The organism is Enterobacter cloacae complex sp. HYC080_NIDB, from assembly GCF_056673325.1.
The window spans coordinates 361,274-376,043 of the sequence record NZ_CP114212.1 but is presented as its reverse complement, the minus strand read 5'-3'; the positions used below and the strand labels follow the sequence as shown (position 1 = coordinate 376,043).

Sequence of the window (14,770 nt, the reverse complement as noted above, 5' to 3'; positions counted from 1 at the left end):
AAAAGGTGGCTTTTGCCACCTTTTTTAACTCTCTTTCACCTGTCCGCGCGTCACCGGCACCGGTAACCAGGCGCGAATGCTCAGCCCACCCCGCTCGCTGGTGCCGATCTCCAGCAATCCGTTATGGTTATCGATAATACGCTGCACAATCGCCAGGCCTAAGCCCGTACCACTGGTGCTGCGCGCACTGTCGCCACGCACAAACGGCTGGAACAGATGCTTACGCTGCTCGGGCTTAATACCCGGACCGTCATCTTCCACCTGGAACCAGGCGCGGTTGAGTTCAGACCCGCTGCTGACTTTAATCCAGCCGTTGCCGTAGCGCGCCGCGTTGACCACCATGTTCGCCACCGCACGCTTAATGGAGAGCGGGTGCATACGGACCTGAATTTCACCGGCCTGAAGGGCAGTATCAATTTCACGTTCATAACCACTTTCCGCGGCCACCACTTCACCCAGCACCGCGTTCAGATCCGCCATCTCCATCGGCATCTCCTGCCCGGTACGGAGATAGTCGATGAACTGCTCGATGATGGCGTTACACTCTTCGATGTCCTTGTTGATGGACTCGGCGAGATAACCATCTTCTTCGCCCATCATCTCCGTTGCCAGACGGATACGCGTCAACGGCGTGCGCAGGTCATGACTGACGCCCGCCATCAGCAGCGTACGGTCATCCGCCAGCTGCTTCACACCTGCGGCCATGTGGTTAAAGGCCCGCGTCACAGAACGCACTTCCGAGGCGCCATACTCGCGCAGCGGGGGAGGAATAATGCCTTTACCGACCTGCAGCGCAGCGTGCTCCAGGTCGACCAGCGGTCGGTTCTGTATACGGATAAACAGCCAGGCCCCGCCTATCGCCAGCAGCATAATGGCGAGCGTATAGCGGAACAGCGGCGAGAAGTCGCCCTGATGGATTTCCGTCAGCGGAACGCGCACCCAGATGTTGGGTGACAGCCAGGTTTTCAGCCAGACGACAGGCGAGCTTTTGTTGACCTCAACGCGGACTTCCGTTGGCCCCCCCAGTTGCTGCGCCATCTGCTGGCTAAGAAATTCGTAGTGCTGCGCCCAGCGCAAACCCGCGTCTTCTGCCGCCTCATTCGAGTAGAGCGAAATGCCCAGTTCACGGTAGATTTCACGGCGAAACGCCGGGGGAACGACCAGTTGCGTGCCGTCCTCCAGTTGCAGTTTATCGGTCATCAGCATACGGACTTCGTATGCCAGGACCTTATTAAACTGCTGGAGGCTCGGCAAAATCGCAAAGTTCAAAACCACCAGGTAGGTCGTCACCAGGCTGACGAACAGCAAGGTGACGATCAGTAACAGGGTGCGGGCAAATGAGCTTCGCGGCGAGAAGCGCATTCGCCTCATGCTTTAGAGCCGTCCGGAACGAACACGTAGCCCAGACCCCATACGGTCTGAATATAACGAGGATGCGCCGGATCTTCTTCCACCATGCGGCGCAGACGGGAGATCTGCACGTCGATGGAGCGTTCCATTGCCGAGTATTCGCGACCACGCGCCAGGTTCATCAGCTTGTCACGGGAAAGCGGCTCACGCGGGTGGCTGACCAGCGCTTTCAGCACCGCAAACTCACCGCTGGTGAGCGGCATTGGCTCGTCTTCACGGAACATCTCACGCGTACCGAGGTTCAGCTTGAACTTGCCGAAGGCAATCACCGCTTCTTCCTGCGACGGTGCGCCAGGCAGCTCGTTCGCCTGACGACGCAGCACGGCACGAATACGCGCCAGCAGTTCACGCGGGTTAAACGGTTTTGGAATGTAGTCATCCGCGCCGATTTCGAGGCCCACGATACGGTCAACTTCTTCACCCTTCGCGGTCACCATGATGATCGGCATCGGGTTACTCTGGCTACGCAGACGACGGCAGATAGAGAGCCCGTCCTCGCCCGGCAGCATCAGGTCGAGAACCATCAAATGGAAAGATTCACGGGTTAGCAGACGATCCATCTGCTCAGCGTTCGCGACGCTACGAACCTGGAAGCCCTGCTCGGTCAGATAACGCTCCAGCAGCGCACGCAGGCGCATGTCGTCATCCACGACCAGAATTTTGTAGTTCTCTTGCATTGTGTGTACTCCCAAAGGTTCGGATAGTCTTTGTGACAGCGTATTCTAAAAAAGTGCACGTATTCGACCAGCGAAATCTGGTATAAATTCTAGTCGAAATTGTTACAAAGCATATTTAACAGCAGCTTATCTGCTCATTTCATCACATAAATCATTATTAATCCTGTCTGTTACACTGTGTGGTACGTATTGTGCGCCAGACAGAAAACAGGCAGCAAAGGCTTTACCATGAAAACGCCCCTGATCACCCGCGAAGGGTACGAAAAACTCAAAAAAGAGATGGATTACCTGTGGCGAGAAGAGCGCCCTGAAGTAACCAAAAAGGTGACCTGGGCGGCAAGCCTGGGCGATCGCAGCGAAAATGCTGACTACCAGTACAACAAAAAGCGACTGCGTGAGATTGACCGTCGGGTACGCTACCTGACCAAGTGCCTTGAGAACCTGAAAATTGTCGATTACTCCCCGCAGCAGGAGGGCAAAGTGTTCTTCGGCGCGTGGGTGGAGATTGAAAACGACGACGGTGACACCCTGCGTTTTCGTATTGTCGGCTACGATGAAATTTTTGGTCGTAAGGATTACATCTCCATCGACTCCCCGATGGCCCGCGCGCTGCTGAAAAAGGAAGTGGGTGATTTGGCCGTCGTTCAGACTCCCGCCGGTGAAGCCAGCTGGTACGTCAATGAGATCGTCTACGTAAAATAGTCCGAGAGCGCCCTCCCCGGCTGGCATTTTGCCGTGTCAGCCCGTATAACTATCCCCTGATTTTTCGACTCAACAGATGATAAAGCCATGATGAAAGATTCGCTCTGCCGCATTATTGCGGGTGAACTTCAGGCCAGAGCCGAACAGGTAGAAGCTGCCGTTCGCCTGCTTGATGAAGGGAACACCGTGCCGTTTATTGCACGTTATCGTAAGGAAGTCACCGGCGGTCTGGATGACACGCAGCTGCGTAACCTGGAAACCCGTCTGGGATACCTGCGTGAACTGGAAGACCGTCGTCAGGCGATCCTCAAATCCATTGGCGAACAGGGCAAGCTGACCAGCGAACTGGAAAGCGCCATTAACGGCACCCTGAGCAAAACCGAACTCGAAGATCTCTATCTGCCTTACAAACCGAAGCGCCGCACGCGCGGGCAGATCGCGATTGAAGCAGGCCTTGAGCCGCTGGCCGACCTGCTGTGGAATGAGCCGTCCCACCATCCGGAAACTGAGGCGGTGAAATTCATCGATGCCGACAAAGGCGTCGCGGACACCAAGGCCGCCCTCGACGGTGCGCGTTACATTCTGATGGAACGCTTTGCCGAAGACGCAGCCCTGCTGGCTAAAGTGCGTGATTACCTGTGGAAGAATGCGCACATCGTCTCTACCGTCGTGGCGGGGAAAGAGGACGAAGGCGCGAAATTCCGCGACTACTTTGATCACCACGAACCGATTTCTACCACCCCTTCACACCGTGCGCTGGCAATGTTCCGCGGCCGCAACGAAGGTGTGCTGCAGCTCTCTCTGAACGCTGATCCGCAGTTTGACGAGCCGCCGAAAGAGAGCCACTGCGAGCAGATCATCATTGACCATCTCGGCCTGCGCCTGAACAACGCTCCGGCAGACAGCTGGCGCAAAGGCGTGGTGAGCTGGACCTGGCGCATCAAGGTGCTGATGCACCTCGAAACCGAGCTGATGGGCACCGTGCGCGAGCGCGCCGAAGATGAAGCGATCAACGTTTTCGCCCGTAACCTGCATGACCTGCTGATGGCGGCGCCTGCTGGCCTGCGCGCGACCATGGGTCTCGATCCGGGCCTGCGTACCGGCGTGAAAGTGGCGGTGGTTGACGGCACCGGCAAGCTGGTCGCCACTGACACCATCTATCCGCACACCGGACAGGCAGCGAAAGCGGCTGTCGTGGTTGCCGCTCTGTGTGAAAAATACAACGTCGAGCTGGTCGCCATCGGTAACGGTACGGCGTCCCGCGAGACTGAACGTTTCTTCCTCGACGTGCAGAAGCAGTTCCCGAAAGTCACGGCGCAGAAGGTGATCGTCAGCGAAGCGGGCGCATCAGTCTATTCCGCCTCCGAGCTGGCGGCGCAGGAATTCCCGGACCTGGACGTTTCATTGCGCGGCGCGGTATCTATCGCCCGTCGTTTGCAGGATCCGCTGGCGGAGCTGGTGAAAATTGATCCGAAATCCATCGGCGTGGGCCAGTACCAGCACGATGTGAGCCAGACTCAGCTGGCACGCAAGCTGGATGCGGTCGTAGAAGACTGCGTAAACGCCGTCGGTGTTGACCTGAATACCGCCTCCGTGCCGCTGCTGACCCGCGTGGCGGGCTTAACCCGCATGATGGCGCAGAACATCGTCGCCTGGCGTGATGAGAACGGCCAGTTCCAGAACCGTCAGCAGCTGCTGAAGGTGAGCCGTCTGGGGCCGAAAGCGTTTGAGCAATGCGCGGGCTTCCTGCGCATCAACCACGGCGATAACCCGCTGGATGCCTCCACCGTTCACCCGGAAGCCTACCCGGTGGTGGAACGTATTCTGGCCGCCACCCAGCAGGCGCTGAAGGACCTGATGGGCGATAGCAGTGCCCTGCGCAACCTCAAAGCGGTGGATTTCACCGACGACAAATTTGGTGTGCCAACCGTCACCGATATCATCAAAGAGCTGGAAAAACCGGGCCGCGATCCGCGTCCTGAGTTCAAAACGGCGACCTTTGCTGACGGCATCGAGACCATGAACGATCTGCTGCCCGGCATGGTGCTGGAAGGCGCGGTAACTAACGTCACCAACTTCGGCGCGTTTGTGGATATCGGCGTGCATCAGGATGGCCTGGTTCACATCTCTTCTCTCGCCGACAAGTTCGTTGAAGACCCGCACACCGTGGTCAAAGCGGGCGACATCGTGAAGGTGAAAGTGCTGGAAGTGGACCTACAGCGCAAACGTATCGCCCTGACCATGCGTCTGGACGAGCAGCCAGGCGACACCAACGCGCGTCGTGGCGGAAACGGCGGCGCTCGTGACTCCCAGCGCCCGGCCGCGAAAGCGGCAAAACCGCGCGGGCATGATGCTCAGCCAGCGGGCAATAGCGCGATGATGGATGCGCTGGCGGCCGCGATGGGCAAGAAGCGCTAAGTGATAAACGCCCGGTGGCGCTACGCTTACCGGGCCTACGGTTTTGTAGGCCGGGCAAACGCAGTGCCGCCCGGCAAGCAGGCCGCAAAGAATTAAAACAAATAGAGTGCATCCATATTTAAACCACTAATTATCACTTCGTTAACAAATAACCCTCTTCTCTTTATCTCCGCATTTCAGCAAATATTGAGCAAGGTCAAACAGGCCGTAAATTAATACACCAAACAACATTCCGTCACAGTTTTATTATTGCTGATAAAAACTATTCTCATTATCATCCCATAGTAGATAATTTAACCTTTCGTGGAAGCAGGCGTTATGCAATTCACTCCAGACAGTGCGTGGAAGATTACCGGTTTTACCCGCGAAATAAGCCCGGCCTATCGGCAAAAGCTACTCTCGCTGGGCATGCTGCCCGGCTCGTCATTCCAGGTGGTGCGCGTGGCGCCGTTAGGCGATCCGGTTCACATTGAAACCCGACGCGTAAATCTGGTCCTGCGTAAAAAAGACCTCGCATTAATAGAAGTCGAAGCCTTATCCCGATAACAAGCCAGCGGTTTCAGTGGGTCTAAAAAATGAAAAAATTAACTATTGGCTTAATTGGCAATCCTAATTCCGGCAAGACCACGCTATTTAACCAGCTCACGGGCGCGCGCCAGCGCGTCGGTAACTGGGCAGGCGTAACCGTTGAACGTAAAGAAGGCCAGTTCACGACAACGGATCATCAGGTCACTCTGGTTGACCTTCCCGGCACCTATTCCTTGACCACCATTTCGTCGCAGACCTCGCTCGATGAGCAAATTGCCTGCCACTACATTCTGAGCGGCGACGCGGATCTGCTGATCAACGTGGTCGACGCCTCCAACCTCGAGCGCAACCTCTACCTGACGCTGCAACTGCTGGAGCTGGGTATTCCCTGCATCGTGGCGCTCAACATGCTCGACATTGCAGAGAAACAAAAGCTGCGCATCGACGTCGATGCCCTCTCCGCGCGCCTGGGTTGCCCGGTAGTGCCGCTGGTCTCAACGCGCGCTCGCGGGATTGATGCCCTGAAGCTGGCGATTGACCGTCACACGGGAAATCACGACGTTGAGCTGGTGCATTACGCCCGCCCGCTGCTGCGCGAAGCGGATCTGCTGGCGCAGGAGATGGACAAAAGCATGCCTGCAAAACAGCGCCAGTGGCTCGGCCTGCAGATGCTGGAAGGCGATATCTATAGCCGCGCCTATGCCGGACATGCGGCAGATAAACTGGACGCGACGGTGGCCCGTCTCAGCGACGAGCTGGACGACCCGGCGCTGCACATCGCCGATGCACGATACCAGGCCATCGCCTCGATTTGCGACGTGGTCAGTAATGCCCTGACGGCGGAACCCAGCCGCTTTACGGCGGCGGTGGATAAGATTGTACTCAACCGCTTCCTCGGTTTGCCGATCTTCCTGCTGGTGATGTATGTGATGTTCCTGCTCGCCATCAACATCGGCGGCGCACTCCAGCCGATTTTTGACGCCGGTTCCGTCGCGATCTTTGTACACGGGATTCAGTGGGTGGGTTACACCCTGCACTTCCCGGAGTGGCTGACCATTTTCCTCGCTCAGGGGCTCGGCGGGGGCATTAACACCGTTCTGCCGCTGGTACCGCAGATCGGCATGATGTATCTGTTCCTCTCGTTCCTGGAAGATTCAGGTTATATGGCGCGCGCCGCGTTCGTCATGGACCGCCTGATGCAGGCCCTGGGTCTGCCCGGCAAATCCTTCGTACCGCTGATTGTCGGCTTCGGCTGTAACGTGCCGTCGGTCATGGGTGCCCGTACCCTGGATGCTCCGCGTGAACGCCTGATGACCATTATGATGGCGCCGTTTATGTCCTGCGGTGCGCGTCTGGCCATCTTCGCCGTCTTTGCGGCCGCCTTCTTTGGTCAGCAGGGCGCGCTGGCAGTCTTCTCGCTGTATGTTCTGGGCATCGTGATGGCGATACTGACCGGTTTAATGCTCAAGCACACGATTATGCGCGGTGAAGCCTCACCGTTTGTCATGGAGCTGCCGGTCTATCACGTTCCACACCTGAAAAGCCTGGTGATCCAGACCTGGCAACGCCTGAAAGGGTTTGTGCTGCGCGCTGGTAAGGTGATTGTCATCGTCAGCATTTTCCTGAGCGCGCTGAACAGCTTCACCCTCAGCGGTCAGGCAGCAGATAACATCAACGATTCTGCCCTCGCCTCTGTCAGCCGCATCATCACGCCGGTCTTCAAACCGATTGGCGTGCATGAGGATAACTGGCAGGCGACCGTGGGCCTGTTCACCGGTGCGATGGCGAAAGAGGTGGTTGTCGGCACCCTGAACACGCTCTACACCGCGGAGAACATCCAGGAACAGGAATTTAATCCGGCAGCGTTTCACCTCGGTGATGAACTGCTGGGTGCCGTCGAGGAGACCTGGCAGAGCCTGAAAGATACCTTCAGCCTGAGCGTGCTGGCGAACCCGATTGAGGCCAGCAAAGGCGACGGTGAAATGGCGACGGGTGCCATGGGCGTGATGGGAGAGAAATTTGGTAGCGCATCTGCGGCCTACAGCTATCTCATCTTTGTTCTGCTCTATATTCCGTGCATCTCCGTCATGGGAGCGATTGCGCGTGAATCCAGTCGCGGCTGGATGGGCTTCTCCATTCTGTGGGGGCTGAATATCGCTTACTCGCTGGCGACGCTGTTTTATCAGACCGTTAATTTCAGTCAGCACCCACGCTACAGCCTGGTTTGTATCCTCGCGGTTGTCCTGTTTAACGTGATTGTTCTTGGCCTGCTGCGCCGGGCACGCAGCCGCGTCGATATTGACCTGCTGGCAAATCGTAAAACCGCCGCGACCTGCTGCAACAGCCCGGCGGGCGACTGTCACTAAGGAGCACACCATGGCGTCATTGATTCAGGTGCGTGACATGCTGGCTCTGCAGGGCCGGATGGAGGCGAAACAGCTGAGCCTCAGCCTGCATACGCCCCAGCCGATGATCGATGCCATGCTGGAACGCCTTGAAGCCATGGGTAAAGCCGTGCGGATCCAGGAGGAGGCAGAGGGTTGCCTCTCTGGCAGTTGTAAAAGTTGTCCGGAAGGAAAGGCTTGCCTGCGGGAGTGGTGGGCACTGCGCTAATACTGCACTCATAAAGCCGGGCATCGCTGCCCGGCTTTATCATATTACTTATAGACGTCCGCGGTGGCGCGTACGTTTTTGGTCTGTTTTTCTGCACTGGTGACGACGTAGTACGTCCCGCCCATCTCATCCGCTTTCTTCGACAGCTCTTTTCTCGCATCCATCGGCGCGGTGGTGTCAGACGTAGAAATCTCACCGATTTTCGTCAGATTCATGCCGGCAACTTTATCTTTTTCCAGCTCTTTTGCCGCAAAGACGCCAAATGACAGTGACCCAATAACCAGAGAAGTGACAATACCTGTAACAAGTTTCATAGCCTGACTCTCCATAGGATTGTTGTTTTGATCATCGTAGGCATAACAACCGCAACGACATCTGGAGTATGGTTGCGGTGTGTTACTTTTTCCAGGCTGGATAGAAAATAATCAGTCTAAACGTTGACTTAACGCAATGAGCGCTGAACAAAATTCCGTCGGATGCGAGATAAACGGGGCATGCGCGGCTTTGGCAATGACCTGCGATTCGCTGTCCGGCCAGAGGGAGTCCAGCAAGGGCACCACTTTGCGCGGCACCAGCCCGTCAAGATAACCATAGATACGCAGATGCGGCATCGTCAGCGCGGCCAGCGGCTCACGCAGATCGACCGTTTTCAGAATTTCAAGGCCGCCGTTGAGCACCTCAACGTCCGGCATCGGCAAAGAGAGCACCACCTGCTTCAGCGCTCTGGCATCCTGTCGCGCGGTTTCGGTGCCCATCGTCTGTAGCGCGAGGAACCGCTCTACGGTCCGCTGGAAATCGTCACTCAGCTGCTGCTGGAAACCCGCCAGCACGTCAGGCTTTATTCCGGGCCACGTCTCCTGCGCGCTAAAACAGGGCGATGAGGCCACCGTTACCAGCGCGTTTACGCGCTCGGGCCAGGAAAGCGCAATCTGGCTTGCCACCAGCCCACCCAGGCTCCAGCCCAGCCAGATGGCATGTTGTGGCGCCGCGTTCAGCACCTCCTGCGCCATCTCTTCGAGCGTCATCGCACCATAACCGTGGCTACGGCCATACCCCGGTAGATCAACCAGATGTAACGTAAATTGCGTGGCTAGTTCCTCGTTTATGCAATGCCATACTTCTGCATTCAGGCCCCATCCGTGCAGCAGCACAAGATGGCAATTTCCTGTCCCAACGGTCTGCCACCACAGCGTCTTCATCAGTTACTGTTCTCTTTTTTCACATGGAGGTTGAACATGCTAACAGTGCCCGGCTTGTGCTGGCTATGCAAAATGCCGCTTGCCCTTAGCGCCTGGGGCGTCTGTTCCGTCTGCACGCGTTCGCTGGAAAGGCGTATCACCACCTGCCCACAATGTGGTTTACCCGCCGCGAACCGCTATTTACCCTGTGGCCGCTGCCTGAAAAAACCCCCGCCGTGGAGCGCACTGGTGGCGGTGGATGATTACGTTCGGCCGCTGAGCAGGCTGATTCACGCCCTGAAGTTTTCCGGTCAGAGCTCGCTGGCACCGCCCCTTGCCCGCCTGCTATTGCTGGCGGTTTTACAGGCACGGCGAACCCGCGCCCTGCCGAAAATTGATATGGTGGTCAATGTCCCCCTGTATCGCCGTCGCCACTGGCGGCGAGGTTACAATCAGAGCGACCTGCTCTGCCGCCCGCTCGCCCGCTGGCTCGGCTGTCGATATACTGCCAGCGCACTCACCCGCGTACATGCCACCGCCGTTCAGCATCAGCTCAACGCCCGGCTGCGCAAAAGAAACCTCAAAAATGCCTTTCGCCTTGAATTGGCGGTTAACGGCCTCCATATCGCGATTGTGGATGATGTCGTCACCACAGGCAGTACCGTTGCTGAACTTTCCCGACTGCTTTTGCAAAGCGGCGCCGCGTCGGTTCAGGTATGGTGTCTGTGCCGTACCTTGTAGCCCTTCTTCAATGGGCGTATGATTATACCCAGGTAATTTAGTCAACTATTAGGCCAAAGCTATGATCCGTATTTCCGATTCTGCACAAGCGCACTTTGCCAAACTGCTGGCAAATCAGGAAGAAGGGACGCAGATCCGCGTGTTTGTGATTAACCCGGGCACGCCGAATGCAGAATGCGGTGTCTCTTATTGTCCGCCAGACGCTGTGGAAGCAACTGACACTGCCCTTAAGTTTGAACAGCTCACCGCTTATGTTGATGAGCTGAGCGCGCCGTATCTTGAAGATGCGGAGATCGACTTCGTCACCGACCAACTGGGCTCTCAGCTGACCCTGAAAGCGCCGAACGCCAAAATGCGTAAAGTCTCAGACGATGCCCCGCTGATGGAGCGCGTTGAATATCTGCTGCAATCCCAGATCAACCCCCAGCTGGCGGGTCATGGTGGTCGCGTTTCCCTGATGGAAATCACGGAAGACGGCCTGGCGATCCTGCAGTTTGGCGGCGGCTGTAACGGTTGCTCTATGGTCGATGTGACGCTGAAAGAAGGGATCGAGAAGCAGCTGCTGAACGAGTTCCCGGAACTGAAAGGCGTACGTGACCTGACCGAGCACCAGCGCGGCGAGCATTCTTACTACTAAGCCGTCTGCCTTTGCCCGGTGGCGCTGCGCTTACCGGGCCTACAATACTGTTACTGTATCCCAATCGCAGGCCGGGTAAGGCTAAGCCGCCACCCGGCTTTTGTTTTCCCGCCGCGCCTCCTCTATATGTTGACCTGCGTCTCATAATTCACATTTTGCCTGCCTGGGTGATTCTCAACCACGCCATGTTACCCGTATCATTCTCGTGGGCACTAAGCACACTCATAACAGCCGACTAAACTTAATGGTTTGCAAGGCATCAGTATTAGTGCCGTTACTTCTCTGTTCCCAGTTGGGACAATCGGAATGTGTCGTTGAAACAATGACGTTACCCATAACAATTCAAAGGCCAGGTAAATCATGCCATTAGTCATCGTTGCTATCGGTGTTGTGTTATTACTGCTCTTGATGATCCGTTTCAAAATGAACGGATTTATCGCTCTGGTTCTGGTGGCACTTGCAGTCGGTCTGATGCAGGGTATGCCGCTGGTTAAAGTTATCAGCTCCATTAAAGCCGGTGTCGGCGGCACGCTCGGCAGCCTGGCGCTGATCATGGGCTTCGGTGCCATGCTCGGCAAAATGCTGGCAGACTGCGGCGGCGCGCAGCGTATTGCCACCACGCTTATCGACAAATTTGGTAAGAAGAACATTCAGTGGGCGGTGGTATTGACCGGTTTTACCGTCGGTTTCGCGCTGTTCTATGAAGTGGGCTTCGTGCTGATGCTGCCACTGGTGTTCACCATCGCAGCGGCGGCTAACATTCCGCTGCTGTTTGTGGGTGTGCCAATGGCTGCGGCGCTGTCCGTGACCCACGGCTTCCTGCCACCTCACCCGGGCCCAACGGCAATCGCCACCATCTTCCACGCCGATATGGGTAAAACCCTGCTGTTCGGTACGATTCTGGCAATCCCGACCGTGATTCTGGCAGGCCCGGTATATGCCCGCTTCCTGAAAGGTATCGATAAGCCAATTCCGGAAGGTCTGTACAGCGCGAAAACCTTCACCGAAGAAGAGATGCCTGGCTTTGGCGTCAGCGTCTGGACCTCACTGGTACCGGTGATCCTGATGGCGATGCGCGCCGTGGCAGAGATGATCCTGCCGAAAGGTCATGCGTTCCTGGGCGTGGCAGAATTCCTGGGCGATCCGGTCATGGCTACGCTGATTGCCGTCCTGATCGCGATGTTCACCTTCGGTCTGAACCGGGGTCGTTCAATGGATCAGATCAACGACACATTGACCTCTTCCATCAAAATTATTGCCATGATGCTCCTGATCATCGGCGGTGGCGGTGCGTTCAAGCAGGTGCTGGTTGACAGCGGCGTGGACAAATACATCGCTGCGATGATGCATGAAACCAACGTGTCGCCGCTCCTGATGGCCTGGTCTATTGCCGCGGTTCTGCGTATTGCGCTGGGTTCTGCAACCGTTGCTGCGATTACTGCAGGCGGTATCGTTGCGCCGCTGATTGCCACCACGGGCGTCAGTCCTGAGCTGATGGTTATCGCGGTCGGTTCCGGTAGCGTGATTTTCTCTCACGTGAACGACCCGGGCTTCTGGCTGTTTAAGGAGTACTTCAACCTGACCATCGGTGAAACCATCAAGTCCTGGTCCGCGCTGGAAACCATTATTTCGGTGTGTGGCCTGGTTGGGGTGCTGCTGTTGAATATGGTGGTTTGATGTCATAAGTCGGGTGGCGGCTTCGCCTTACCCGACCTACTGGCTCCATGTAGGCCCGGTAAGCGTAGCGCCACCGGGCAATAAAAAACCCGCCACTGGCGGGTTTTTTATCACTTCTTAGCAGCCGCTTTTCGCCGCTTATCCAAATCCTTAATCAGCCTGTTCACCCCGTCATCGGCAAACATCTTCTCAAGCGTTGTGGACAATTTGCGACGCCAGTTCTTGTACTGATAGCTGGTGCCCGGGATGTTCACCGGCTCCGCCATATCAATCCAGTCTTCCGGCTGAAGGCCAAGCAGAGCGCTGTTGCTGTCGGCAATATAGCGCTGCAAACCGCGGTTGAGCGTTGGCGTCATCGCCATCAGCGACGCCTTGTGACCGGCGCGCTTCGGCAGGCAGCCATGCTTATGCAGCGCATCCAGCAGCCCCTGCTTCGCCAGCTCGCGATCCTGATACAGCCCACGCAGAACCTCTTCATCAGGATAGAGACCCAGCGTTTTCCCGAGCGTCAGATCGCCGCTTTCCCAGTAGCCTCTGAGCGTAGGAAGATCATGCGTCGTCGCGACTGCCATTGACTGTTCTGGATACGCTTTCGGCGCGCGGAAGGTTTTCTCATGGTCGTTTTCAAAATAGAGCACTTTATAGGAGTACACGCCGCTGTCGCGGAGCTTGCTGACAATTTCCACCGGCACGGTACCGAGATCTTCCCCGATCACCATACACTGGTGACGCTTACTCTCCAGGGCCAGGATCGACAGCAGATCGTCTACCGGATACTGGACGTACGCGCCGTGATCGGCCGTTTCGCCGTAAGGGATCCACCACAGGCGCAGTACGGACATGACGTGGTCAATACGCAGCGCGCCACAGTTTTGCATGTTCGCACGCAGCAGGTCGATAAACGGCTCGTACGCGCGCGCCGCCATCACGTGCGGATCCATCGGCGGCAAGCCCCAGTTCTGACCGAGCGGCCCAAGGATATCCGGCGGCGCACCGACGGACGCTTTCAGGCAGTAAAGCTCACGGTCACACCAGGTTTCCGCGCCACCTTCTGCCACACCGACGGCCAGGTCGCGATACAGGCCGATCGGCATGTTATAGCCCTGGCTTACCTGCCAGCAGGCGGCAAACTGGCTGTAGGCCAGCCACTGCAGCCACAGATAGAAGTCCACCTCGTCGGCATGCGTTTTACAGAAGGCTTTGACTTCCGGGGTGTCCACGGACTGGTACACTTCCGGCCAGACCGGCCAGCCCCAGCGCATTTCGTCCTCTTTCACCTGATGCGCGTGCAGCGCATCGAATGCCGCCTGCCAGTAGAGACTTTCGCCTTCCTGCGCCACAAACTGGCGGAAGGCCGCCATCTGATCGTCATCGCGCTTAGCAAAGCCTTTCCAGGCCAGACGCAGCGCCGCCATTTTTAGCGCGGTCACAGTAGCATAATCGACCCAGTCCGCTTCGCGGGCCTGTTTCAGCATCTGCTTCGTGGTCTCAAGCTTCCACCACGCCTGCGCGTCTTTACTGTTTTTAAAATCATCCAACGCGTTAACGTCGATATAAATGACGTTCAGCCAGCGACGGGAGGACGGGCTGTACGGGCTGGCGCTTTCCGGGTTCGCCGGATAGAGCGCGTGGATCGGGTTGAGGCCGATGAACGCGCCGCCGCGCTCACCCACGGAGGCCAGCATATTCTTCAGATCGCCAAAATCGCCGATGCCCCAGTTGCTGTCGGAACGCAGCGTGTAGAGCTGCACGCAGGCGCCCCACAGCTTTTTGCCTTCGAGCAGCGCCTGCGGCTCATAGCAGCGTTTTGGCGCGACGATCACCCGGCAGTGAAAACGCTGCTCGTCCTGGGTGAGCGTCAGGCTGTGATAGCCCTCCGGCAGTTTCGCCGGAAGGTTAAACGCTTTGCCGCCGGTGGCGTGGCCTTTATGCTGATGCCCCTCTTCGGTGGTGAGCAGCCAGCTAAACTCGCCGCGCCCCTCCACCGTCAGCGACATTTTTTTGCCCGCAGTAAAGACCTTTACGTTTGGCACCGGTAGTGCCGACGCTTTCGCGTCGGCTTTGTGCATGGCATTCAGCAAACGTCTTTTGGTGTCCGCACCAATAGACTGCGGTTTGCCGTGCGCATTGATGTAACTGAGGCTAATTCCCGCCGCCTGCGCGGCACTGTCCAGACGTTTACTCTCCAT

Annotated in this window: 13 protein-coding genes; 8 read left to right on the top strand and 5 right to left on the bottom strand. The window is 57.0% G+C overall.

The features are described from left to right. Positions 1-24: 24 nt before the first annotated feature. Both envZ and ompR read right to left on the bottom strand, forming a co-directional pair. Positions 25-1,371 (bottom strand): two-component system sensor histidine kinase EnvZ, encoded by a 1,347-nt coding sequence (gene envZ, locus O1723_RS01660; protein WP_014885538.1) that lies wholly within the window; start codon positions 1,369-1,371, stop codon positions 25-27. After that, positions 1,368-2,087, bottom strand: a complete 720-nt coding sequence (ompR, locus tag O1723_RS01655) for an osmolarity response regulator transcription factor OmpR (RefSeq protein WP_001157751.1) — start codon at positions 2,085-2,087, stop codon at positions 1,368-1,370. Before ompR ends, envZ begins: the two co-directional genes overlap by 4 nt. A gap of 228 nt (positions 2,088-2,315) precedes the next feature. On the opposite strand from ompR, the gene greB reads away from it, so the two are divergent. The 5 genes from greB (at position 2,316) to feoC (ending at position 8,348) form a co-directional block, all read left to right on the top strand. Then, the gene (gene greB / locus O1723_RS01650) at positions 2,316-2,789 is read left to right on the top strand and encodes a transcription elongation factor GreB (protein WP_014885539.1); all 474 of its coding nucleotides are present in this window, start codon (positions 2,316-2,318) and stop codon (positions 2,787-2,789) included. 87 nt (positions 2,790-2,876) lie between these two features. After that, positions 2,877-5,207 (top strand): Tex family protein, encoded by a 2,331-nt coding sequence (locus tag O1723_RS01645; protein ID WP_014885540.1) that lies wholly within the window; start codon positions 2,877-2,879, stop codon positions 5,205-5,207. A gap of 318 nt (positions 5,208-5,525) precedes the next feature. Beyond that, a complete protein-coding gene (gene feoA, locus O1723_RS01640; RefSeq protein WP_008503050.1) occupies positions 5,526-5,753 on the top strand; it encodes a ferrous iron transporter A in 228 nt (75 codons plus the stop codon). 29 nt (positions 5,754-5,782) lie between these two features. Continuing rightward, the gene (feoB, locus tag O1723_RS01635) at positions 5,783-8,101 is read left to right on the top strand and encodes a Fe(2+) transporter permease subunit FeoB (RefSeq protein WP_014885541.1); all 2,319 of its coding nucleotides are present in this window, start codon (positions 5,783-5,785) and stop codon (positions 8,099-8,101) included. A gap of 10 nt (positions 8,102-8,111) precedes the next feature. After that, a complete protein-coding gene (feoC, locus tag O1723_RS01630) occupies positions 8,112-8,348 on the top strand; it encodes a [Fe-S]-dependent transcriptional repressor FeoC (RefSeq protein WP_014885542.1) in 237 nt (78 codons plus the stop codon). A gap of 44 nt (positions 8,349-8,392) precedes the next feature. Here feoC and O1723_RS01625 read toward each other — a convergent pair whose 3' ends face one another. Further along, positions 8,393-8,662, bottom strand: coding sequence for a YdgH/BhsA/McbA-like domain containing protein (locus tag O1723_RS01625; RefSeq protein WP_014885543.1), 270 nt, complete (start codon positions 8,660-8,662; stop codon positions 8,393-8,395). Between the two features lie 111 nt (positions 8,663-8,773). Further along, complete coding sequence (gene bioH / locus O1723_RS01620) at positions 8,774-9,547, bottom strand: pimeloyl-ACP methyl ester esterase BioH (protein WP_014885544.1); 774 nt, start codon at positions 9,545-9,547, stop codon at positions 8,774-8,776. Between the two features lie 36 nt (positions 9,548-9,583). Between bioH and gntX the strand changes: the two genes are divergently transcribed. The 3 genes from gntX (at position 9,584) to gntT (ending at position 12,581) form a co-directional block, all read left to right on the top strand. Then, positions 9,584-10,267: a DNA utilization protein GntX gene (gene gntX / locus O1723_RS01615; protein WP_014885545.1), complete on the top strand. Its 684-nt coding sequence runs from the start codon at positions 9,584-9,586 to the stop codon at positions 10,265-10,267. Between the two features lie 61 nt (positions 10,268-10,328). Then, on the top strand, positions 10,329-10,904 hold the full coding sequence (nfuA, locus tag O1723_RS01610; protein WP_003861601.1) for a Fe-S biogenesis protein NfuA: 576 nt from the start codon (positions 10,329-10,331) through the stop codon (positions 10,902-10,904). Positions 10,905-11,264: 360 nt separating this feature from the next. After that, complete coding sequence (gntT, locus tag O1723_RS01605; RefSeq protein WP_014885546.1) at positions 11,265-12,581, top strand: gluconate transporter; 1,317 nt, start codon at positions 11,265-11,267, stop codon at positions 12,579-12,581. Positions 12,582-12,691: 110 nt separating this feature from the next. Here the strand turns inward: gntT and malQ are convergent, their stop codons facing one another. Then, complete coding sequence (gene malQ, locus O1723_RS01600) at positions 12,692-14,770, bottom strand: 4-alpha-glucanotransferase (RefSeq protein WP_014885547.1); 2,079 nt, start codon at positions 14,768-14,770, stop codon at positions 12,692-12,694.

What these genes read in the sequence shown, in the direction of transcription:
- envZ (WP_014885538.1), bottom strand. Translation starts at nt 1,371, where the DNA reads ATGAGGCGAATGCGCTTCTCGCCGCGAAGCTCATTTGCCCGCACCCTG.
- ompR (WP_001157751.1), bottom strand. Translation starts at nt 2,087, where the DNA reads ATGCAAGAGAACTACAAAATTCTGGTCGTGGATGACGACATGCGCCTG.
- greB (WP_014885539.1), top strand. Translation starts at nt 2,316, where the DNA reads ATGAAAACGCCCCTGATCACCCGCGAAGGGTACGAAAAACTCAAAAAA.
- O1723_RS01645 (WP_014885540.1), top strand. Translation starts at nt 2,877, where the DNA reads ATGATGAAAGATTCGCTCTGCCGCATTATTGCGGGTGAACTTCAGGCC.
- feoA (WP_008503050.1), top strand. Translation starts at nt 5,526, where the DNA reads ATGCAATTCACTCCAGACAGTGCGTGGAAGATTACCGGTTTTACCCGC.
- feoB (WP_014885541.1), top strand. Translation starts at nt 5,783, where the DNA reads ATGAAAAAATTAACTATTGGCTTAATTGGCAATCCTAATTCCGGCAAG.
- feoC (WP_014885542.1), top strand. Translation starts at nt 8,112, where the DNA reads ATGGCGTCATTGATTCAGGTGCGTGACATGCTGGCTCTGCAGGGCCGG.
- O1723_RS01625 (WP_014885543.1), bottom strand. Translation starts at nt 8,662, where the DNA reads ATGAAACTTGTTACAGGTATTGTCACTTCTCTGGTTATTGGGTCACTG.
- bioH (WP_014885544.1), bottom strand. Translation starts at nt 9,547, where the DNA reads ATGAAGACGCTGTGGTGGCAGACCGTTGGGACAGGAAATTGCCATCTT.
- gntX (WP_014885545.1), top strand. Translation starts at nt 9,584, where the DNA reads ATGCTAACAGTGCCCGGCTTGTGCTGGCTATGCAAAATGCCGCTTGCC.
- nfuA (WP_003861601.1), top strand. Translation starts at nt 10,329, where the DNA reads ATGATCCGTATTTCCGATTCTGCACAAGCGCACTTTGCCAAACTGCTG.
- gntT (WP_014885546.1), top strand. Translation starts at nt 11,265, where the DNA reads ATGCCATTAGTCATCGTTGCTATCGGTGTTGTGTTATTACTGCTCTTG.
- malQ (WP_014885547.1), bottom strand. Translation starts at nt 14,770, where the DNA reads ATGGAGAGTAAACGTCTGGACAGTGCCGCGCAGGCGGCGGGAATTAGC.